Source organism: Corynebacterium sp. AOP40-9SA-29, from assembly GCF_052377405.1.
GTDB lineage: Bacteria > Actinomycetota > Actinomycetes > Mycobacteriales > Mycobacteriaceae > Corynebacterium.
This window is the reverse complement of the sequence record NZ_JBQSWR010000010.1, coordinates 23922-44364: the sequence shown is the minus strand read 5'-3', so window position 1 is coordinate 44364 and position 20443 is coordinate 23922. Positions and strand designations below refer to the sequence as shown.

General features: G+C 68.4%; 19 protein-coding genes and 2 pseudogenes. 10 read left to right on the top strand and 11 right to left on the bottom strand.

Translation table 11 applies throughout. From position 1 onward, the window contains the following. Positions 1-45: 45 nt before the first annotated feature. From lipB to ACT3SZ_RS14660, 3 genes are all read left to right on the top strand, one after another. Complete coding sequence (lipB, locus tag ACT3SZ_RS14670; protein WP_444619824.1) at positions 46-783, top strand: lipoyl(octanoyl) transferase LipB; 738 nt, start codon at positions 46-48, stop codon at positions 781-783. Between the two features lie 74 nt (positions 784-857). After that, positions 858-1904, top strand: a complete 1047-nt coding sequence (gene lipA, locus ACT3SZ_RS14665; RefSeq protein ID WP_444619822.1) for a lipoyl synthase — start codon at positions 858-860, stop codon at positions 1902-1904. A 65-nt stretch (positions 1905-1969) separates the two neighbouring features. Further along, entirely contained in the window at positions 1970-2746 is a 777-nt protein-coding gene (locus ACT3SZ_RS14660) for a DUF4191 domain-containing protein (protein ID WP_444619821.1), read from the top strand. A 176-nt stretch (positions 2747-2922) separates the two neighbouring features. Here the strand turns inward: ACT3SZ_RS14660 and ACT3SZ_RS14655 are convergent, their stop codons facing one another. Next, on the bottom strand, positions 2923-3471 hold the full coding sequence (locus ACT3SZ_RS14655; protein ID WP_444619819.1) for an RDD family protein: 549 nt from the start codon (positions 3469-3471) through the stop codon (positions 2923-2925). 311 nt (positions 3472-3782) lie between these two features. Here ACT3SZ_RS14655 and glnA point away from each other — a divergent pair, with 311 nt between their 5' ends. After that, positions 3783-5219 (top strand): type I glutamate--ammonia ligase, encoded by a 1437-nt coding sequence (gene glnA, locus ACT3SZ_RS14650; protein WP_444619818.1) that lies wholly within the window; start codon positions 3783-3785, stop codon positions 5217-5219. 227 nt (positions 5220-5446) lie between these two features. Here the strand turns inward: glnA and ACT3SZ_RS14645 are convergent, their stop codons facing one another. After that, positions 5447-6646 (bottom strand): acyl-CoA dehydrogenase family protein, encoded by a 1200-nt coding sequence (locus ACT3SZ_RS14645; protein ID WP_444619816.1) that lies wholly within the window; start codon positions 6644-6646, stop codon positions 5447-5449. Positions 6647-6659: 13 nt separating this feature from the next. Continuing rightward, positions 6660-7826, bottom strand: coding sequence for an acyl-CoA dehydrogenase family protein (locus tag ACT3SZ_RS14640; RefSeq protein ID WP_444619814.1), 1167 nt, complete (start codon positions 7824-7826; stop codon positions 6660-6662). Positions 7827-8009: 183 nt separating this feature from the next. Here ACT3SZ_RS14640 and ACT3SZ_RS14635 point away from each other — a divergent pair, with 183 nt between their 5' ends. Further along, positions 8010-8672, top strand: a complete 663-nt coding sequence (locus tag ACT3SZ_RS14635) for an NAD(P)H-binding protein (protein ID WP_444619812.1) — start codon at positions 8010-8012, stop codon at positions 8670-8672. On the opposite strand, the gene thiE is transcribed toward ACT3SZ_RS14635, so the two are convergent. Continuing rightward, positions 8659-9360 carry a thiamine phosphate synthase gene (gene thiE / locus ACT3SZ_RS14630; protein WP_444619810.1) on the bottom strand — a complete coding sequence of 234 codons (702 nt, stop codon included), beginning with the start codon at positions 9358-9360 and terminating at the stop codon, positions 8659-8661. The two genes, ACT3SZ_RS14635 and thiE, sit on opposite strands and share 14 nt — an antisense overlap. Positions 9361-9467: 107 nt before the next feature. Here thiE and thiO point away from each other — a divergent pair. The 4 genes and pseudogenes from thiO to moeB form a co-directional block, all read left to right on the top strand. Then, a pseudogene (thiO, locus tag ACT3SZ_RS14625) lies at positions 9468-10658 on the top strand (glycine oxidase ThiO); the annotation flags it as partial. Further along, positions 10655-10873 (top strand): sulfur carrier protein ThiS, encoded by a 219-nt coding sequence (thiS, locus tag ACT3SZ_RS14620; protein ID WP_444619808.1) that lies wholly within the window; start codon positions 10655-10657, stop codon positions 10871-10873. The pseudogene thiO and the gene thiS, both read left to right, overlap by 4 nt. Next, complete coding sequence (locus ACT3SZ_RS14615; RefSeq protein WP_444619806.1) at positions 10839-11684, top strand: thiazole synthase; 846 nt, start codon at positions 10839-10841, stop codon at positions 11682-11684. The genes thiS and ACT3SZ_RS14615 overlap by 35 nt, the downstream gene beginning before the upstream one ends. Beyond that, complete coding sequence (gene moeB, locus ACT3SZ_RS14610) at positions 11681-12853, top strand: molybdopterin-synthase adenylyltransferase MoeB (RefSeq protein ID WP_444619804.1); 1173 nt, start codon at positions 11681-11683, stop codon at positions 12851-12853. The genes ACT3SZ_RS14615 and moeB overlap by 4 nt, the downstream gene beginning before the upstream one ends. Positions 12854-12921: 68 nt before the next feature. Here the strand turns inward: moeB and ACT3SZ_RS14605 are convergent, their stop codons facing one another. Then, positions 12922-14238, bottom strand: a complete 1317-nt coding sequence (locus ACT3SZ_RS14605; RefSeq protein ID WP_444619876.1) for an MFS transporter — start codon at positions 14236-14238, stop codon at positions 12922-12924. Positions 14239-14314: 76 nt separating this feature from the next. After that, positions 14315-15058, bottom strand: a complete 744-nt coding sequence (locus ACT3SZ_RS14600; protein WP_444619802.1) for a sulfite exporter TauE/SafE family protein — start codon at positions 15056-15058, stop codon at positions 14315-14317. A 136-nt stretch (positions 15059-15194) separates the two neighbouring features. On the opposite strand from ACT3SZ_RS14600, the gene ACT3SZ_RS14595 reads away from it, so the two are divergent. Then, entirely contained in the window at positions 15195-16523 is a 1329-nt protein-coding gene (locus tag ACT3SZ_RS14595; protein WP_444619800.1) for a glycosyltransferase 87 family protein, read from the top strand. On the opposite strand, the gene ACT3SZ_RS14590 is transcribed toward ACT3SZ_RS14595, so the two are convergent. The 5 genes and pseudogenes from ACT3SZ_RS14590 to ACT3SZ_RS14570 all read right to left on the bottom strand — a co-directional run bounded on the left by ACT3SZ_RS14590 (position 16450) and on the right by ACT3SZ_RS14570 (position 20437). After that, a complete protein-coding gene (locus ACT3SZ_RS14590) occupies positions 16450-18006 on the bottom strand; it encodes a PH domain-containing protein (protein ID WP_444619798.1) in 1557 nt (518 codons plus the stop codon). The genes ACT3SZ_RS14595 and ACT3SZ_RS14590 overlap by 74 nt on opposite strands. Further along, positions 18003-18464 (bottom strand): PH domain-containing protein, encoded by a 462-nt coding sequence (locus tag ACT3SZ_RS14585; protein WP_444619874.1) that lies wholly within the window; start codon positions 18462-18464, stop codon positions 18003-18005. The genes ACT3SZ_RS14590 and ACT3SZ_RS14585 overlap by 4 nt, the downstream gene beginning before the upstream one ends. A gap of 75 nt (positions 18465-18539) precedes the next feature. After that, on the bottom strand, positions 18540-19328 hold the full coding sequence (locus tag ACT3SZ_RS14580) for a fructosamine kinase family protein (protein ID WP_444619872.1): 789 nt from the start codon (positions 19326-19328) through the stop codon (positions 18540-18542). A gap of 36 nt (positions 19329-19364) precedes the next feature. Continuing rightward, positions 19365-19664: pseudogene (locus ACT3SZ_RS14575) on the bottom strand (NUDIX hydrolase); the annotation flags it as partial. An 86-nt stretch (positions 19665-19750) separates the two neighbouring features. Continuing rightward, entirely contained in the window at positions 19751-20437 is a 687-nt protein-coding gene (locus ACT3SZ_RS14570) for a hypothetical protein (protein ID WP_444619796.1), read from the bottom strand. Positions 20438-20443 lie beyond the last annotated feature (6 nt).

The following is a 20443-nucleotide window of genomic DNA, read 5'->3' as shown; positions in this document are numbered from 1 at the left end:
ACCCCGTCACCGCACTTGTGCGGCGGCGGGGTAGAGTCGTTAGTCATGGGATATCAACACGGATCCATCCGACTGTCGGACTCTCCAGTCACCGTCGACGACCTCGGGACGGTGGACTACCTATCCACCTGGGACCGCCAGGCCGAACTCGCCCGCCGCCGCGCCGACGGCGAGATCGACGACACCGTGCTCCTGCTCCAGCACCCGCCGACCTACACCGCCGGCAAGCGCACCCAGCCGGAGGACCTGCCCACCAACGGGCTGCCCGTCGTCGACGTGGACCGCGGTGGCCGGATCACCTGGCACGGTCCCGGCCAGCTCGTGGCCTACCCGATCGTGAAACTCGCCGACCCGATCGACGTCGTCGACTACGTCCGCCGGATCGAGGAGGCCGTCCTTGCGACCTGTCTGGAGGTCGGCCTGGAAAACGCCGGACGCGTCCCCGGACGCTCCGGGGTGTGGCTGCCCGCCGGGCTGCGCCGCGGCGAACTCGTCCCCGCCCGGAAGGTCGCCGCCGTCGGCATCCGCGTCACCCGCGGGGTGACCATGCACGGTGTCGCACTGAACTGCGACAACACCCTGGAGTACTACGACCACATCGTGCCCTGCGGCCTGGCGGACACCGGGGTGACCACCTTGTCTGAAGAACTGGGACGCGAGATCACCGTCGCCGACGTGACCGAGATCTTCACCGGACACCTGCTCGACGCACTGGACGGGGCGCTCGAGATGTCGGAAGTGGACGTCCCCGAGGAACTCGCACACGGCGCCGTACCGTCCTGAACAGGCTTTTTGACCTGCTTTCGACGATGGGAGTCAGTTAGCGTCACTGAACGATGCAGCGTAGGGTGGGGGCCGTGACTGTTACATCAGACGGACGACGACTTCTCCGCATCGAGGCGAAGAACTCCCAGACCCCCATCGAGCAGAAGCCGCGGTGGATCCGCACGCAGGCCAAGATGGGCCCGGAATACCGTGACATGAAGTCGCGGGTCGCCGGTGCCGGGCTGCACACGGTGTGCCAGGAGGCCGGCTGCCCCAACATCCACGAGTGCTGGGAGGAACGCGAGGCGTCCTTCCTCATCGGTGGCGACACCTGTTCTCGTCGATGTGACTTCTGCCAGATCAAATCCGGCAAGCCGACCCCGCTGGACCGTGACGAGCCGCGCCGCGTGGCGGAGAACATCCGCGAAATGGACCTGCGCTACGCCACCATCACCGGCGTGACCCGCGACGACCTCGACGACGAGGGCGCGTGGCTGTACGCCGAGATCGTGCGCAAGGTTCACGAGGTCAACCCGCACACCGGCGTGGAAAACCTCACCCCGGACTTCTCCGCGAAGCCCGATCTGCTGGCCGAGGTCTTCGAGGCACGCCCCGAGGTCTTCGCCCACAACCTGGAGACCGTACCGCGCATCTTCAAGCGCATCCGTCCGGCCTTCCGCTACGACCGGTCGCTGGAGGTCATCCGTGCCGCCCGTGACTTCGGTCTGGTGACGAAGTCGAACCTGATCCTGGGCATGGGTGAGACGGCTGAGGAGGTGCAGTCCTCCCTGACCGATCTGAAGGACGCCGGCTGCGACATCATCACCATCACCCAGTACCTGCGCCCGACGTCGATGCACCACCCGATCGAGCGGTGGGTGAAGCCCGAGGAGTTCATGGAGCACTCCGAGTTCGCCAAGGAGCTCGGCTTCGGTGCGGTCATGTCCGGCCCGTTGGTCCGTTCGTCCTACCGTTCCGGACGTCTCTACGCCGAGGCCAAGGCCGCCCGCGGCGAGGCTCTTCCGGACAACCTCGCCCACCTCGGTGAGACCCTGGGGTCCACCACCAGCCAGGAGGCCAGCACGCTGCTGGACAAGTACGGCCCGTCGGTCGAGACCCCGGTCTCCTCGGCGCGCTAGTTGTTCCCCGCCCCGGTGGATGGCCATTGTCGGTCCTGGGGCGCTGATGTTCTAAGGTAGGCGGTATGGCGAAGGATCCCCGGGAGAAAGAAAACAAGCGGCTTGAGAAGGCCGCCAAGAAGTCACGTCGCAAGCAGACGCGAGGCCAGATGTGGCAGGCCTTCCAGATGCAGCGCAAGAAGGACAAGAAGCTCATCCCCTACATGCTGCTGGGGTTCCTTGTCCCGGTGCTGGTCATGCTGGGGCTCAGCTACTTCTTCGGCTGGTGGTGGCTGAACCTCATCGTGGGTATCGCCATCGGTGTGATGGTGGGCTTCTGGATCTTCTCCCGCCGTCTGCAGGCCGGTGTGTACGACCAGATCGAGGGCGAGGCAGGTGCCGCAGGCTGGGCCCTGCAGAACCTGCGTAACGGTGTCGGCGTCAAGTGGATCACCGAGACCGCCGTGGCCTCGAACACCCACATGGACGCCATCCACCGCGTGGTCGGCGTGCCCGGTGTGGTGCTCGTCGGTGAGGGAAGCCGTCACCGTCTGCGTCCGATGATGGCCCAGGAGCGCAAGCGCCTGGCCCGCATCCTCGGCAACACCCCGATTTACGACGTGTACGTCGGCGAGGGTGAAGACGAGGTCCAGATCCGCAAGCTGCAGAACCACCTGGTCCGTCTGCCGCGCAACATCAAGAAGAACGAGGTCGACGGCCTCAACAGCAAGGTGGAGTCGATCGCCCGCCTGCACTCGCGTGAGTCGATGCTCCCCAAGGGGCCGATGCCGCGCAACGCCGCCAACCCGGCCGGCGTGAACCGTCGTGCCCGTCGCGCCGCCCAGCGCAACAAGAAGGGCTGAGGCCCCTCCCAGAGGGCCTGAAGAACCCCCGGGGACCGTCCGATACGTTGACGGTTCCCGGGGGTTCTTTGTACGTCCGGGCGAAGTGCACGAAACCCCACGCCGTTGTTGGTCTGAGAGGTCAGGACCAACATCTGCGTGGGGTTCTGTGTGCGATGTCCGGACGTCCGCGACGGTCAGCGAGTGCGGATCACTGCGGTGCCCGTCGCCCGGTCGTGCATGCCACGACTATCAGTGTCCTGGATCAGCGGCGGGAACAGGAAGATGGTGAGCACCGTGCGCACCACCGCGCGGACGAAGCCGACACGGGCGTCCGGGTCGTCCACACGCGCGACGCCGATGCCGAGCAGCGCGTGCCCCGGCGACTGACCGAACAGCCAGACCGTCACAATGCGCCAGACGATCCAAACCATCAGCACCACGGTGGATATTCCGCCCAGCGCGCTCGTCATCTGAGTGAGGAAGAAGGCAATTCCATAACAGATCAACCAGTCCACCAGCAGCGCCAGCGCGCGCGGGAAGATCGAGGACACCGAGCCCGGTCCCGACGCCGGTAGTCCGAGCAACTTGCCCGGATACGAACTCAGGTCATGGGGGTTCTCGTATTTTCCGGGGACCTGGGGCCCCTCCAACCAACTCGATTGCCGGGCACGGTCCTCCCGGATGCCTTTGCGACGTTGACGACGCTCGTCCCCGCTACCACTGCTGTTCTGCCGTTTCGCCATGATCATCAAGCGTACCGGCCCTGTGACGGCCCCCCAATTCTGCGGTGGAACACCCCGGCTATGCACACCCGAATGCCGCTGCCAGTATCCTTAGGGTGATGCCCCAACCGGGGACGCCCGCATCGGCCCCGGAGCGCAACACCTTTCGTCCCACCGACAGTGACGACCAGTTACACGCCGGTAACATTGGATTGACATTAGGGCAACAACCCCACAATAGAATCGCTCCCGACGCACCCGGCAGGGTGAAATCCCATCGTGAGACAACGAGACAACGAGTTGGGTCGAACATGACTGCAAGGAGTCCAGAAGTGGCATTTAAGACGGCCGAAGAGGTCACGAAGTACATCGCGGACAATGACATCGAGTTCGTCGACGTCCGATTCACTGACGTCCCCGGCGTGGAGCAGCACTTCACCATTCCCGCGGCAGCCTTCGACGAGGACGCCATCGAGACCGGCCTGGCCTTCGACGGCTCCTCGGTCCGTGGCTTTACCACCATCGACGAGTCGGACATGAACCTGCTGCCCGACCTGGCCACGGCAACGGTTGACCCGTTCCGCAAGGCCAAGACGCTGAACGTGAAGTTCTTCGTGCACGACCCGTTCACCCGTGAGCCCTTCTCCCGGGACCCGCGCAACGTCGCCCGTAAGGCCGAGGAGTACCTCGCGTCCACCGGCATCGCCGACATCTGCAACTTCGGCCTGGAGGCCGAGTTCTACCTCTTTGACAAGGTGCGCTACTCCGCCGATCAGAACTCCGCCTTCTACGAGGTCGACTCCAACGAGGGCTGGTGGAACCGCGGTAAGGAGACCAACACCGACGGCACCCCGAACACCGGTTACAAGACCCGCGTCAAGGGTGGTTACTTCCCGGTCCCGCCGTACGACCAGACCGTGGACGTCCGCGACGAGATGGTCCGCAACCTCGCCGCCTCCGGTTACGACCTTGAGCGCTTCCACCACGAGGTGGGCACCGGTGGACAGCAGGAGATCAACTACAAGTTCAACACCCTGCTGCACGCCGCCGACGACCTGCAGTCGTTCAAGTACATCATCAAGAACACCGCCGCCGCCCACGGCAAGTCGGCGACGTTCATGCCGAAGCCGCTGGCCGGCGACAACGGCTCGGGCATGCACGCCCACCAGTCGCTGTGGAAGGACGGCAAGCCGCTGTTCCACGACGAGGCAGGCTACGCCGGCCTGTCCGACCTGGCCCGCTACTACATCGGCGGCATCCTGCACCACGCCGGTGCGGTCCTGGCGTTCACCAACCCCACGCTGAACTCCTACCACCGTCTGGTGCCGGGCTTCGAGGCCCCCATCAACCTGGTCTACTCGCAGCGTAACCGCTCCGCCGCGGTGCGTATCCCGATCACCGGCTCCAACCCGAAGGCCAAGCGCCTCGAGTTCCGCGCGCCGGACCCCTCGGGCAACCCCTACCTGGGCATGGCAGCGATGATGCTCGCCGGCCTCGACGGCATCAAGAACCGCATCGAGCCGCACGCCCCGGTCGACAAGGACCTCTACGAGCTTCCCCCGGAGGAAGCGGCCACCATCCCGACCGCGCCGACCTCCCTCGAGGCCGCGCTACAGGCCCTGGAGGAGGACAACGAGTTCCTCACCGAGGGTGGCGTCTTCACCGACGACCTCCTGGAGACCTACATCGCGTACAAGTACGAGAACGAGATCTCCCCGGCCCGTCTGCGCCCGACCCCGCACGAGTTCGAGCTGTACTACGACTGCTAGTCCAGTACCTCTCGACAGCACGGAGTCGAACCCCCGCCACATCTTCTTGTGGCGGGGGTTCTCCCGTGCCTACAGGACGCCCTGCCGGACGCCCCGGCGACGCCTAGACGACGCCTAGACGACGACCCCGCGTCACGTGCCGGATCCGCCCCGCCGCCGGCACGCAAAGGCCGAATCCGGCACGCGGCGCGGGATGCACCGCGAGATGGTGCGCGGGAAGCACCGTCCTAGCCGTAGGTGAACAGTTCGTTGTTCAACAGTGCACTCGGCGTATCCTCCAACCTCGCCGACACCATGCCCTCTCCCCTGGCCTCCAGTACGCCGCCGTAGAGCTGCCGGAAGCCGGTCAACGCCGCCGCATAGTGGCTGACGGCGGTCTCGTAGGTGACACCGATGCCACCGTGCAGCTGGATTGACTCTTCCGCCACCACCCGGGCCTGGCGTGCGAGGAAGACGAAACTGTCCAACGCCGCGGCCTCGAGTTCCTCAAGACCGAGTTCGCTGTGCTCACCTGTCTCCCCTGCCTCTGCCGTCTCCGCCATGGCTGCTGCCCACAGCGCGGTGGATCGGGCCAGTTCCACGTCTGAATACAACTGGGCGGCCCGGTGGGTCAGCACCTGGAAATTGTTGAGGGTGACCCCGAACTGCTTGCGGACCTTCAGGTACTCCACCGTCTGCGTCATCGCGGCACCCATGAGCCCCGCCGCCCGACCGCCCTCGACGACCCGCGCCAGGGCAATGGCACGGCGCAGCGCCTGCTCCGGTGTCAGGCCCGGTGCCGACTGCGAGCCGTCGCCGTCGAGCCGCTCGGCCGGGGCGTCGCGGAACTCCACAGTGCCGACCGGGGCCCACTGCGCGTCGCGGTGGACGCTGACCGTCACGCCGTCGCCGGCGGTGACGAGGTAGACGCCGAGGGAGCCGTCCTCCACCGCAGTGACGAGGAAGGCATCCACGTCGCCGGGCGCGGCGACGGCACGCTTGGCACCGCTGAGTCGACCGTCGACGACGGTGGCGGTGCGCGGGTCGGCCCACCCGGTGCCCACTTCGGCGTGGGCGAGCGCCAGGAGCCGTTCACCAGCGGCAATGCCCGGCAACCAGGTCGACTTCTGCTCCTCGGTGCCGAGGTCCTGCAGCAGCCACGCCGGCATATGCGCCAACTCGGTGACCGGTTCGGGGACGGCGAGGTCGCCGAGCACGCCCGCGGCGGCGTAGGCCTCGCCCACGCCCGCCCCCGCGCCGTCGTACCGCTCGTCGATGACTAGGCCCGTCACCCCGAGTTCCGCGGCCTGCTGCCAAAGGTCCCGGCGGAACGTGAGCGCCCCGTCGGGAGCGACGGCACCGCTGGTGGGGTCGTCCTCGGCGCCGGAGAAGACGCTGCGGACGGAGTCGGCGAGCATGCGCTGTTCATCTGTCAGGGAAAGATCCATGGTCGTATCGCTCCTAGAGTCCGAGGATGGCCTTGGCGATGACATTCGCCTGGACCTCGTTGGTGCCTCCGTAGATGGAGACCTTGCGGTTGTTGAGGTAACGCACGACAGCATCGCCGTGCTCATCGTGCTCGCCGCCGTCGCCACCGGTGATCTCGACGGCGTCGCTGCCGAGCGCCTCGACGGCCAGCTCGTTGATCTCCTGGAGCAGGCGGCTACCCTCGATCTTCAGCATCGAGGACAGCGGGCTGGGCTTACCGTCCGTGCTCGTGGCCGTCACCCGCAGCTGGGTGGCCTCGACTGCCTTGAGGCGAAGTTTCACGTCGTAGAGACGGTCGCGGAACAGGGGGTCGTCGATCACGCGGCGCCCGCCGAGGGTGCGCTGCGCCGCCGCCTCCACGACGTCGGCGTACTGGCGTTGGCTCGTACCGACCTGGGTGATGCCGTTGCGCTCATTGCCGAGCAGGAACTTGGCATAGGTCCAGCCCTTGTTCTCCTCGCCGACGAGGTTCTCCACCGGGATGCGCACATCGGTGAAGAAGAACTCATTGACCTCCACGGACCCGTCGATTAGGCGGATGGGGCGGCGTTCGATGCCCGGAGTGTCCAGGTCGACGAGCAGGAAGGAGATCCCCTGCTGCTTCTTCGGTGCCGACGGGTCGGTGCGGGCCAGCAGGAACATCCACTCGCCGTACTGCCCCAGTGTGGTCCAGGTCTTCTGCCCATTGACCACGTAATGGTCGCCGTCGCGCACCGCGGTGGTCGACAGTCCTGCCAGGTCGGAACCTGCGCCGGGTTCGGAGAAGCCCTGGGCCCACCAGATGTCCAGGTTGGCGGTCTTCGCCAGGAATCGGTCCTTGATCTCCTCGCTGCCGAAGGCGGCGATCACGGGACCGACCATGCCGGTGTTGAAGGCCAGCGGTTCGGGGATGCCGGCGCGCTGCAGTTCATTGGTGTAGATGTGGGACTGCACAGGGGTCCAGTCCTGCCCACCGTGCTCGACCGGCCAGTGCGGGACGGCAACGCCGTGGTGGTTGAGGACGCGCTGCGCGGCGACGATATCGTCGCGGGTGACGTGGCCGGCGCGCATGCGGGTACGGATCTCCGCGGGCACGTCAGCGAAAATACTGCGGAGTTTGTCGCGGAAGGCGACGTCCTCCTCCGAGAGCTCGAGATTCACGGGCACTGCTCCTCACTGATGTTCTGCATCGCTTATGTCCTGCATCACTGATCTTTATACAACGTGACCCAGACTACTCTCGCGATCCCGGATCAGACGGAATAGACCGCACGGTCCACCTGTTGTGGGAAGGGACGGCGACCAGAGACGGCCCCGTCACACCACACCAATAGGAGGCACAACATGACGAACATTCTCATCATTGGCGGGCACGGCAAGGTCGGACTGCTGGCAGCACCGAAACTCGTCAAGGACGGCTTCGAGGTCACGTCCCTCATCCGCAACCCCGACCAGACCGCGGAGATCGAGTCGCTCGGCGCCTCTGCACTGGTCAAGGACGTTACCGCCCTCACCCCGGAGCAGTGGGACGAGGTCCTCGGCGCCTTCGACGTCGTGGTGTGGACCGCCGGCAACGGTGGCCGCTCAGGTCAGGACGTGACCTATGCGGTGGACCGCGACGCCGCCCTGGCCGTCATCGACTCCTTGGAGCGGTTGCGCGATGCAGGCACCACGCCGCGCTACATCAACGTTTCCTACGCTGGCGCGCGCAACCACACCGTGCCGGAGACCGACGACTTCTTCGCCTACGCGGACTCGAAGAAGACCGTCGACGACCGCCTCGTCGCCACCGAGGGCCTGGACTACGTGATCCTCGGCCCGGCCGCGCTCACCGAGGAGCCCGCTACCGGCTTCGCCCCGGTCACCGCCGATCTGGACCGCGCTGATTCCCACACCGCCCGGGAGCTCGTCGCCGACGCCGTGGTGGAGTTCGCCGGACGCGACACCGTGTCCGGTCAGCGCACCGTCGAGTTCGTCGACGGCGAGCGCCCCGTCAGCGAGCTCTAGGAGCCAGCACCTTCCTGAGCCCCGCCGCCGCGGCCCGCGGGTCATCGGCGGTGGTCACCCCACGCACCACCACCGCGCGGCGTCCCCCGGCTGCGACGACGGCCGGCAGGGTCGCCTCGTTGACCCCGCCGATGGTGAACCAGGGTTTCGTGCTCCCGGCCGCGTCGAGCATCTCCGCGGTACGGGTCACCAGTTCCAGGCCGGTGGCGGTCCGCCCCGGCTTCGTCGGCGTCTCCCACACCGGGCCGGTGCAGAAGTAGTCCAGGGCGTCGTCCTGCATCGCTGCCCGCGCCTGGTCAAGTGAGTGGGTCGACAGTCCCACCAGGACGTCGGGCCCCACGATCCGCCGCGCCTGCGCGACGCTCAGATCGTCCTGCCCGATATGCAGGACGTCCGCCCCCACGAGGACCGCGATATCCGCCCGATCGTTCACGGCGACGAGCCCGTCATGTTCGGCGGCGACGCGGGACAACACCTCCAGCGCCGCGATCTCCTCGCTGGTGCTGATCGAACGATCACGGATCTGCACGATGTCCACGCCGCCGTCGAAAGCGGCGTGCAGGAAGTCCTCCAGATCGCCCTGCTCCCGGCGCGCCGTGGTGCACAGGTAGAGCTGGGCATCCTGGAGCCGGCTGCGCCGCCGGGCACCTGTCGTTGCGGGGGCATCCGTGCGCTGCTGTGGGTTCATATGGTGTGATGGTAGTCGTTACGCGAACGACGGGAGCCCCCGATGCCGGGGCTGAGAGGACCGGGGCACACCGGTCGACCGTTCACACCTGATGCGGATCATGCCGCCGGAGGAACAGAACGCAGATGCCCGACATTCTTGTCGTCGGCGCCGGGGTGATTGGGCTGAGTACGGCCTGGTCGCTGCGGCAGGCCGGACACACCGTCACCGTCGTCGACCCCGCCCCGGGGTCCGGCGCCAGCCGTGCCGCCGCCGGCATGCTCGCCGCGGTCAGCGAGGTCGTGCACGGCCACGACCGGATCCGGCCGCTGATGCGTGCCTCCGCCGCCGCCTATCCGGAGTTCATCGCCGGGTTGGAGGACGCCGTGGGCCATCCGGTGGGTTACCGCGCCACCGCCACGCTGGGGGTGGGTGCCACGCGCGGCGATGTGGCGGCGCTGGCCGACCTCGCCGAGGTCCAGGGTGGCGCGGGCATGGACGTCGAAAGGCTCACCGTGCGCCAGGCCCGCCGGTTGGAGCCGGCACTGTCGCCGGGGATCGCCGGGGCATTCCTGCTCGCCGAGGACCACCAGGTTGACCCGCGCGTGCTGGTGGACGCCCTCCTGGAGGCGCTCACTGCGCCGAGCGGCGCGAGCGGCCCCGCGGGGACGCTGCACCGTGTCAGCGTCCGGAGCGTCCTGCGCGAGAACGGCGCCGTGACGGGGGTGCTGCTCGACGACGGCACCGGCCTGCACGCCGATACCACTGTGCTGTGCCCCGGCCTGGCGCTGGCTGGCATCGGCGGGCTGCCGGAGGCAGGACGCGTCGCGCTGCGCCCGGTGCACGGCGACATCCTGCGCGCCCACCTGCGACCGGGGCGTCCTGCACTGCTTGAACGCACCGTGCGCGGCCTCGTGGACGGCCGGCCGGTCTACCTCGTGCCCCGGCAGGACGGGGGCATGGTGATCGGGGCGACCGAGCGCGAGGACGGCTTCGACGGCGTCTCCCTCGAGGGCGCCCACCAACTGCTGCGCGACGCGCAGATCCTGGTGCCCGGTGCCGCTGACCTGGAACTCACCGAGATCCTCGCCCGCGCCCGCCCCGGCACCCCCGACGACATCCCCTACCTGGGCCAGGTGCCCGGTCACGAGGGCATGGTCGACGGGGTGCTGGTGTGCACCGGCCACTCGCGCCACGGGGTACTGCTGGCGCCGGTGAGCGCCCGGCTCGTTGGCGGGCTCATTACCGGATCAGCAGATTCTGCCGACACCTCCCTCCTCGCCACCACCTCCCTGGAAAGGACCCTGGAGCACCCATGAACCAGATCACCGTCAACGGCACGCCACGCAGCGTGGACCCGCAGACCACCGTCGCCGACATCGTCGCCGACGTCACCGGGCAAGACCCCGACTCCGACCAACTCGGCGTGGCCGTGGCGCTGGACTCCGGCATCGTGCCGCGCAGCAGCTGGGCCAGCACCGTCACGCCCGACGGCGCGCATGTCGAGATCATCACCGCGATGCAGGGAGGCTGAGCGCACCGTGAATACTGTGCATACTGACGCACTCACCATCGGCTCGAGCACCCTGGGCTCCCGCCTGATCACCGGCACCGGCGGGGCGACCTCCCTGGAGGTGCTGGAGGACGCGCTCACCGCGTCCGGCACGACGATGACCACCGTCGCCCTGCGCCGCTTCGACCCCACCACCGGCACCTCCTTATTCGGGCTACTCTCCCGCCTGGGCATCGACGTGCTGCCCAACACCGCCGGCTGCTACACCACCCGCGACGCCCTGCTCACCGCCCGCCTGGGACGTGAGGCACTGGGCACGAACCGGGTGAAACTGGAGATCCTCGCCGACGACCGCACCCTGCTGCCCGACGTCGTGGAACTCGTCGACGCCACCGAACAACTCACCGCCGACGGCTTCGAGGTCTACGCCTACACTTCCGACGACCCCGTGGTGGCCCGCACCCTGGAGTCCGCCGGGGCGGTCGCGGTGATGCCGCTGGGCTCGCCGATCGGCACGGGGCTTGGGGTGCTCAACCCGCACAACATCGCCATGATCTGCGAGAACGCCACCGTACCGGTGATCCTCGACGCCGGGGTCGGCACCGCCTCCGACGCCACGCTGGCCATGGAACTCGGCTGCGACGGCGTCCTGCTGGCCAGCGCGGTGACCCGCGCGCAGGACCCGGCGGCGATGGCTCTCGCCATGCGCCACGCCGTGGAGGCCGGACGCCTCGCCCGTGGTGCCGGACGCATCCCGCGACGTCCGTGGGCACGCGGCGCGGTGGCGTCCTCCCCGCAGGACGGGCTGATCGACCCGGCGGGGGCGCTGTGAAGCCTCTGCCGACTCCTCTCGTCGAACCGGGCCCGGCGCTCACCGCGCAGGAGTCCGCGCGCTACGCCCGGCACCTGAGTCTGTCGGAGATCGGGGTGACTGGGCAGCGCCGGCTCAAGGCGGCCCGCGTGCTCGTCATTGGGGCTGGCGGACTGGGCTCGCCTGTACTGCAGTACCTTGCCGCCGCCGGAGTGGGCACCCTCGGGATCATCGATGATGATGTAGTGGAGGTCAGCAACCTGCAGCGACAGGTCGTGCACTCCGTCGATACAGTCGGCGAACCCAAGGTCGATTCCGCCGCCGACGCCGTAGCCCGGATCAATCCGCTGGTCAGCGTGGAACGCCATGGGATGAGGCTGGGTGCTAGTGATGCTGTGGACCTGGTCGGCGGCTACGACCTCGTTGTCGACGGCGCGGACAACTTCGCCACCCGCTACCTGGTCTCCGATGCGTGCACCCTGACCTCCACCCCATGCGTGTGGGGCTCCGTATTGCGCTTCGAGGGGCGGGTGTCGGTGTTCTGGTCCGGCCCCTCCCACGACGGGATCACCTACCGTGACCTGCACCCGGACCCTCCACCGCCAGGTTCGGTGCCCAGTTGCGCCGCCGGCGGGGTCATCGGGGCACTGCCTGGCACGCTGGGATCACTGATGGCTGCCGAGGCGGTGAAGCTGCTCACCGGGTGCGGTGACCCCTTGTATGGACGAGTTCTGCTGCACGACGCCCTGGCGATGAGTTTCCGGGAACTGCGTATTGTCCCAGACCCGGAGGCGCCCCTGGTCACCTCGGTGCAGGACATGACGCAGGCATGCTCGCTCGGGTCCGGGCCCGCGGAGGCTGCGACAGTGACGGTGGACGAGCTGGACGCCCGGCTGCGTTCCGGTGCGGTGCTGGTGGACGTGCGCGAGGACTGGGAGCGCGACATCGTGGCGATCCCTGGGGCGCGGGCCGTCCCGCTTGTTGCTCTGCAGGAGGCCGGTGTTAGCGCCCTGCCGGACGGGGTCGGCGGGCGAGACGTGATCTTCCACTGCCGCTCGGGGGTCCGCTCGGCGTTGGCGGTGGAGGCGGTGGCGTCCTCCTTCGCCGGACGCGAGGAGTCGGTGGCACACCTGGACGGCGGCGTCCTGGAGTGGGTGCGGGTCCTGCACCCGGAGATGCCGACCTACTGAGCCGCCTCGTTCCAGAACCCCTCGCGTTTGTTGGTCATGACAGATCAGACCAACAAACGCCCGGGGTTTCAGGCGGCCGGGGTCTCGTCTGCGCCGGCGGCGGCCCTGCTCCGCCAGCGTTGCATCTTCACTCTGCTGATCAGCAGGCCCACGATGCCGAACAACCAGACCACTCCGAGGGCGCACCAGGCGATGCGGAAGTCGGCCCAGGTGTAGTCCCCGCCGTCGGAGACCGCGTCCAATACCAGCCCGGCGGCCTGGGCGGCGATCATCGCGGCGAAGAAACCACCCATATTCGACAGGCCCGTCGCCGTGGCGGTGAACCTGCGGTCGACCTCCTCACGCACGGTGTCGAAGCCGTAGTTCGCCACGGGGGCCAATGCCGGCACGATGATGTTGACCACCGCCACGGCCACCAGTCCCCGCGGATCCGGGGAGAGGAAGAACACCACCCAGGTGGACGCCACGATCAGCGTGGCCACCAGCGCGACCTCGGGTCGGCGGCGTCCCGCACGTCCTGAAATCACACCCATCACCGGGCCGACGAGCACGCTGACCACCATGTTGATCACCAGGATGCCGGAGGCCTGAGCCTCGCTGAGCCCCTGGCCCAGCGTCATCAGTGGCACTCCCCACAAGAGGGTGAAAACCACCTGACTCATCAGGGTGAAGTGGATGAAGAAGCCGAGCCAGCAGGCGGGTTGGCGGACCACGAACGTCAGTGTGGCGCGGATCCCCATGCGCGCGGCAGGCTCACTGCTGCCCTCCTGCGCCATTGAGGACGCCGGGGCCGCTGAAGTGGGGGTCGGGTCCGGGGCATCCGCCACCGCGAGCCAGGCCAGTAGCGCGACCAGCACGCTGCCGGCACCCAGCGAGAGGAACGCCGGCGACCAGCCGTAGGCGTGCAGCAGCATCGAGAACGGCACGGCGGACATGAACTGGCCAACATAGCCGAGTCCACCGGTGAGCTGGGTGAACACCGGTGCCTTGCGCGGCGGGATCCACGCCGGCAGCAGACGCATGACCGACAGGAACGCCGTGGCGTCCGCCGAGCCGATGATCATCCGGGCGACAATCGCCACCGGGTAGGACGACGTAAGCCCGAGCAGCACCTGCCCAATCCCCATCAACAAAGCACCGACGACGAGCATGCGGCGCGGTCCGAACCTGTCGATGAGCATGCCCATCGGGATCTGGGCGCAGGCGTAGACGCCGACCTGCACGGAGGTGAACACCGCCAGGCGGGAGGCGTCGATGTGGAACTGGTCCATCGCCTCGACGCCGGCGACGCCCAGGGAGGTCCGTCCGGTGATCGCCAGGATGTAGGCGATGACCGCGGCGAACCACACCACCAACGCCCGACGGCTCAGCCGTCCGGACGTCATCGTTGCTTCTCGGGTTGAGTCAGGCACGTGTCACCACCCTAGACCCCGACCCTAGAACCCAGGTGTCCGCGGGCCGTCACGACAGCGCCATAACGCCGCGGACAAGCACGGTGGCCGCGCCCAGGGAGGCGATCGTCACGGCCAGCACCCTGGCCTTTTCCCGCTCGATCCGCTTGGCGAAGACCATGCCCATCGCGATGCCGATGACCATCGCCACCAGCGCTGCCGGCCAGATCCCCCAGGGCGTCCCGGAGATGTCGCCGGCACCGCTGAATGCCTTGATGGCGAAGCTGACCACCCCGGAGACGATGAACAACGGCTGCAGCGTGGCTGAAAAGGTGCGCTGGTCCCAGCGCGATGCCTGGGCGTAGACGGTGATCACCGGGCCGGCGACACCGGCGAGAGTATTGCTGAACCCGCCGACGATCCCGGAGATCGCCGCGGGCAGACGCCCCGACATCGGCGGGATGTAGCGCTTGCCGAAGGTGGTGATCCCCAGGGCGATCAGCAGCAGCGCGCCGACGACAATCTGCAGCACCGCCGGGGAGATCACGTGGATGAGCCAGGCACCCGGTATAGCCCCGATGACCATCACGGAACCGATCAAGGCGAACTTTCCCCAGTCAATATCGCGGCGCACGGTGACCGTGGACATCGCGGCGTTGACCGCGGCGATCACGTTGATCACCATGATCCCCTCGACCGGCCCGAGGGCGATGCTGAGCACCGGCCCGCCGACCAGTCCGACCCCCATGCCGGAGACTCGCTGCATGCACGCCCCCACAAGGACCGCAACGAAGACAAGAAGGATAAGTTCCATTCACGATAATTTATACCCTTGCACGGGCGGCGCGCAGCACCGGCCCCCGCCCCGGGGCACCCGGAACCCTACGGAGGCTCCCGGAGGTTCCCGGAGGCTCTCTGGACCTTTCGGGGCCTACGATAGAATCCCTGCTGTGAGTTCACCCCGCCTTGAGTCTGCGACGCCTTCTGAGCCGACTGTCGCCCGGCACCGCCGGCTGGCCCACCCGGCCACCGCCACCGTCGGTTGGGTGCTCGCCCACCTCATCGCCGTGGTGTGGATCGCCGTGGCGGGGACGTCCACCGGCGATGTGCGCTACTACCACTCCGGCCTCGCCGGCCTCGATCCGACGGCGATGGACGAGTACCCCGAGGTCGGCACCTGGCCGGCCCGGATCGTCGAGTGGGTCACTCCCTCGCAGGACGCCTTCATCGTCGGCTTCGTGGCACTGTCGCTGCTGGTCTCGGCGTTGTTCACGGTGTACCTGTGGCGGGCGGGCACCCCGCGAGGCACCGTGTGGCCGGCGTGGTTCTGGATCCTTTTCGCCGGAGTATCTGGGCCGATCTTCCTGACCAGGCTGGATATCTTCCCCGGCATCCTCGTCGCCGGTTTCGCCGCGATGCTCTTCGCCGGCGCGCGCTACTCGCGGATCGCCACGGTGCTGCTGGCGGTGGCCACGATGATGAAACTGTGGCCTGGGGTGCTGGGCGCGGCCTTGGTCGGCGGGTTCCGGCGGGCGAGCACCTGGGTGCGCGTGGCCTGGTTCTTCGCCTCCCTCGTGGTGCTGTGCCTGCTGGTCATCGCCCTCGGCGGGATGGACCGGCTGATTTCCCCGCTGACCTACCAGGGCGACCGTGGCCTGCAGGTCGAATCGATCGGCGCCACCCCGTTTATGCTCGCCGCGGGGTTGCACGACCTGGTGTCGTCCTCCGCCAACCCCTGGACGATGAGCTACGCGAGTTCGAAGAGCTACGAGATTGCCGGTCCCGGCGTGGGCGTGGCGCTGACGGTGCTGACCCTGCTGACCACGGCGAGCATCCTCGTGGCGCTCGGGTGGGCGCTGCGCCGCCTGCTGCGCGACGACTGGACGCCCGGGCGGGCCCTGACCTTCGCGATGATGCTGATCATGCTGATCATCGTGACGAACAAGGTGTTCTCCCCGCAGTACCTGGCGTGGATCGCACCGATCGCAGCGGTAGCGCTGCTGGTCAGCCGGCGCAGGGCCGGCAGCACGATCAACACCGTGATCGCCGTGGAGATCCTCATCGCCGCGCTGCTGACCACCCTGGTCTACCCGGCGTTCTACGACTGGTTGATCGCCAACCCGCCGGACTTCGGCGCCACCGTGGTGCTGGCGTTGCGCAATATGGTCGTCGTCGTACTCGCCGCGACCTGCGCCTGGTGGGCGCTCAGGCCTGCGGGGCACCCCGAGCAGAGCGAGGACGCTCCGGCGCCGGCAGACTCCGCGCGCGCAGCCGGCTGACCAGGTCGGTCGCGTCGACGACCGTGAGGTCGCGTCCGGCCATCATCACCGGGCCGGGCACCAGGTCGAAACGCACACCCGCCAGGCCCAGGACCTTCTGCACCGGCCCGCTGCGCAGCGTGAGCTCCTGGATGTGCGCCGGGGAGATCACCGACACCACCCGGCGTAACCGTCCGCGGTGCGACACCACTGCACGCAACTGCGCCTCCCCGTGCAGAGACGGGTCAGAGGACGGATCGGTGACCAGCGTGACGCTCTGTCGGGTGCGGTCCACCGGCGATACCCACCTCGCCGCCGGCGGGCTGAGGTAGGTGCGCAGCCCGGTGCCGGACGCGGCGTCTTGTGCCCCGTCCAGCTCGTCGGCACGGCCCTGCGGGTGCGCGACACCGGTGATCTCCGGCGGTGACAGCGGGCTGAGCAGTTCAAGAACGTGCAGTGCCACGGGTAGTTCGCCCACCGGCAGCACGGTGGTGGTGGACCCCTTCGAGCCTTCCCCGTTGCCATAGCCGGCGACGTCGACCCGCACCTTCCACCAGCCCAGCAGACGCCACACCAGGGGTTGCGACACCTCCACGGCATGCACCCGGTCCAGCGGAATCGACTGACGGCGACGTTCCGACAATCCGAAAGTGATGCCGAGGATGTCGCCGTCCAGCTTGGCGGTGAACCGCCAGCTGGCGTTGAGCACACCCCAGAACCACGGGACCGCACCCGCCAGCGCGGGCAGCAGCACCGCCGCGCCGGCCGGGGTCGCAATAGAGACCACCACACCGATCACCACCAGTAGGGATGAGCCGGACAGGGCCGCGGCGACGACCGAGCGGAAGATCGGGATCGTGGGCACCACAATCCGGGCGGCGTCCTCCCCCGCCCCCGCCGGCCCAGCAGCAGACGCGGTCGCAGGAATAGGACCGTCATGACGCTCCGGGGACTCGTCGGCACCGTCCGGCGTCCCGTTGACCAGGTGCAACAGATCGGCGCGCAGCGTCTCGGCGTCCGCACGCGGCAGGTACTCCACGTTGACCGAACTGTCCGAGCCGCCGGCGGTTTCCACGCGCACCCCTGCCAGACGGAATAGCCGCGGGGCCAGCGGCTCGACCACGTCCACCGCCTGCACGCGGTCGAATCGGGCGGTGCGCAACTGGCGGGACAACACTCCGCGGCGGACCGCGATCTCCTCCTCGGTGATGCGGTAGCCGGTGGCACGCCACCACGGCAGGGACACCACCCAGCCGATGAAGAACACCACCGGCACCGCCACCACCGCCACCAGGACGACCAGGGCGGTGGGCAAGGACGTGTCCGCCAGCAGGTCGCGCAGCCGTCCCAGGGTCTCGGCCTGTTGTGCCAACAGCACCGCAGCGATACCCACCAGCACGGCCCACATGCGCAGCAGCGGACTCAGCGGGTGGACGCGCCGCCAGCGGTCTTGGGCCCCCGCCGGATCCCCCGCCGGCTCTTCCACCCCAGCCTGGGTGCTCACAGTCCGCTCATCCTCTCGCGGGCGGCGACGGACAGCCGGTCGCGCAGGGCGTCGGCGTCAGCACCGGTGAGCCCGACGACGGTGGAGTCGCTGGTGGACGAGGCAGTGTTGAGTTTGACCTTCTTCAGGTCGAAGAGCCGGTCGACCGGCCCGGCGGTGACGTCCACGTACTGGATGCGCCCATAGGGCACCACGGTGAACGTCCGCCACAGCCGGCCCTTGGTGATCAACAGTTCGTCCTCGGTCTCCAACCAGCGCCGCCGCTTGGCCTGGGTGGGAATGAACCACACCTGCCAGCAGAGGACGGCTACCAGGACGGCGGCGATGATCCACAGGGTCAGGGCGAGTCCATCAGAGGCGATCACCGCGCCGACGATGACCGCGATCAGCGGAATGACCGTCCACGGGAGGTCGCAGACATAACGGGCCGGTACATATCTGGGGGCCACCCGGTTCATCGAGTCGGGCGGGGAGAGCGGTGTGATGTCAGCGGAGGAACTGGCTGTGGTCATGGCGCTCATTCTCCCATAAGGTCACAGGCTCAGCGCACGGTGTACACCCGCGGCCGCCTCGCTCACGTAGCCGCCGCCGAAGACCGCGGCGTGCAGGTAGAGCACCTGCAGGCGGTGCAGGTCGAACAGGTCACGCCAGCCGGCGTCGAGCCCGGCGGCCTCCTCGTAGGCGCCGAGCACGTGCTCCAGGTGCGGGGCACCGAACATCGTCAGGAATCCCAGGTCGGTCAGCGGGTGGCCACCATGGGCGGACGGGTCGATGAGCACCGCCCCGTCGCGTCCCCACAGCACATTGCCGGACCACAGGTCGCCGTGCAGCCGGGCAGGCGGGCGTTCATCGTCGAAGTCGCCGGCGGTGAGCCGGTCGAGCAGTCGTGCGGTGCCGGGGATCCCGCCGGGCACACGACGCTCCAGCGGGCCGAGCACCACCTCGGCGTAGAAAGTGCCCCACCGATCGTGCGGGGTTAAGGGCAGATCCAGCAGGTTGTCGTTGGGGCCCTGGTAGCCGGGGCCGTCCCAGCCGGCGGGCCCCGCGCCGAAGGACGCTGCCCCGCTGGCGTGGGTCGCCGCCAGTCGGCGGCCGAACTCCTCGGCGTGCGCCGGCGTCGGCGCCGCCTGCTCGACACGCTGCAGCAGCAGGTCCTCGCCGGACGCACCGCCGGTTCCCACGACCCCGGCCACGGGTACTCCCCCGCGGTCGGCGGCCTCGCCGAGCCAGTCCAGGCACGCGTGTTCCCACGTCCCGGGGCGTCCCGGATTGTTCTTGGCGAAGGTCAGTGTGTCGGCGAGTGCCGGGAAGGTGGTGAACATCAGCGGGGCGAGCCGGTGCGCCGGGTCGTCCGGAGTGTGCGTGGTGGTGCCGAGCGGGAGCCATCGGGCATCGGCGATCTCGGCGGCGACGACCGGGTCGACCGCCTCGCCCGGAGCACCCTCATGAAGGAAGAGGTCCGCGGTGACCGAGTGTCCCCGCTCGTTCGCCGCCTCGGCGGTGAACGTGCCCACCGACGTCAGGCAGGACGCCGCGACGGCGATGCCGGTCTCCTCGGCGACCTCGCGGACAGCGGCGCTGACGGCGTCCTCCCCCGGCTCTGGTTTACCACCGGGGTACTGGTAGAGGTCGGTGCCCTGCTTGCGAACGGTGAGCACTTCGTAGCCACCGAGTGCACTGGGTGCGCGGCGGATGAAGGCGACGGCGCTGACGCGGATGTTGCTGCCCGTGTCCCTGCCGACACTCACTGCAGGGCGTGGCGAATCGTAGACACCGTGACAGCACAACTGCTGTCCGCGTCCCGTTCGTGGTAGCCACGGCAGACATCCGAGCCGTGCTGCATCAGCAGCAGCAGGGCGGCACTGAGCTCCTCGGAGAGCAACTCCAGGGATTCCTCATCAATGACCAGGGAATCGACGACGCGCTGCAGGGAGGTGGGGTCGGCGGACTCATCGACCGCCGGGCCGGGGCATGCCCGTGCCAAGGTGAGACGCAGGTAGGTCTGTGCGACCAGGCCGAGCGTATCGCCGGCGTCCTGCAGTTCACCGATGTGGCGGCGGAACTGCAGCATCGACGGCATGGTCACGTGCCGGTCGCGCCAGCGGGCTGTGGCGTGCGCGCGGTCGAGGGCGACGGCGAAACTCTCCGTGGCACCAGCCAGGGCCGTGCGCATCGGGGCGAGTGCCACCGGATCGACGGGCAGGCCCGTGGCGCCCAAGGCGGCGCGCAGGATGCGTAGCCCCTCCCAGTGCTGTTCCAGGTAGGCGGCGCGCCCGGCGAACGGCAAAGTGCCATCCGCCATGCGGCTGAAGACCGACGACCGGTGCACACAGTCCAGCGCGGAGTTGCCTGCGGCGTCCAGCAGGTCGGCGACCGCTGCGGAGTGAACGACCGCGGGGTCGTCGAATTGTGCACGTGCTGCCTGCTGCATGACCGT

Excerpts from the sequence above, each read along its gene's own strand:
- ACT3SZ_RS14645 (WP_444619816.1), bottom strand. The coding sequence starts at position 6,646 with ATGGATCTTTCCCTGACAGATGAACAGCGCATGCTCGCCGACTCCGTC.
- ACT3SZ_RS14600 (WP_444619802.1), bottom strand. The coding sequence starts at position 15,058 with ATGGAACTTATCCTTCTTGTCTTCGTTGCGGTCCTTGTGGGGGCGTGC.
- ACT3SZ_RS14570 (WP_444619796.1), bottom strand. The coding sequence starts at position 20,437 with ATGCAGCAGGCAGCACGTGCACAATTCGACGACCCCGCGGTCGTTCAC.
- thiS (WP_444619808.1), top strand. The coding sequence starts at position 10,655 with ATGAACCAGATCACCGTCAACGGCACGCCACGCAGCGTGGACCCGCAG.
- ACT3SZ_RS14605 (WP_444619876.1), bottom strand. The coding sequence starts at position 14,238 with ATGACGTCCGGACGGCTGAGCCGTCGGGCGTTGGTGGTGTGGTTCGCC.
- ACT3SZ_RS14615 (WP_444619806.1), top strand. The coding sequence starts at position 10,839 with ATGTCGAGATCATCACCGCGATGCAGGGAGGCTGAGCGCACCGTGAAT.
- ACT3SZ_RS14580 (WP_444619872.1), bottom strand. The coding sequence starts at position 19,328 with ATGTTCACCACCTTCCCGGCACTCGCCGACACACTGACCTTCGCCAAG.
- thiE (WP_444619810.1), bottom strand. The coding sequence starts at position 9,360 with ATGAACCCACAGCAGCGCACGGATGCCCCCGCAACGACAGGTGCCCGG.
- ACT3SZ_RS14655 (WP_444619819.1), bottom strand. The coding sequence starts at position 3,471 with ATGGCGAAACGGCAGAACAGCAGTGGTAGCGGGGACGAGCGTCGTCAA.
- ACT3SZ_RS14585 (WP_444619874.1), bottom strand. The coding sequence starts at position 18,464 with ATGAACCGGGTGGCCCCCAGATATGTACCGGCCCGTTATGTCTGCGAC.
- ACT3SZ_RS14660 (WP_444619821.1), top strand. The coding sequence starts at position 1,970 with ATGGCGAAGGATCCCCGGGAGAAAGAAAACAAGCGGCTTGAGAAGGCC.
- ACT3SZ_RS14635 (WP_444619812.1), top strand. The coding sequence starts at position 8,010 with ATGACGAACATTCTCATCATTGGCGGGCACGGCAAGGTCGGACTGCTG.
- lipB (WP_444619824.1), top strand. The coding sequence starts at position 46 with ATGGGATATCAACACGGATCCATCCGACTGTCGGACTCTCCAGTCACC.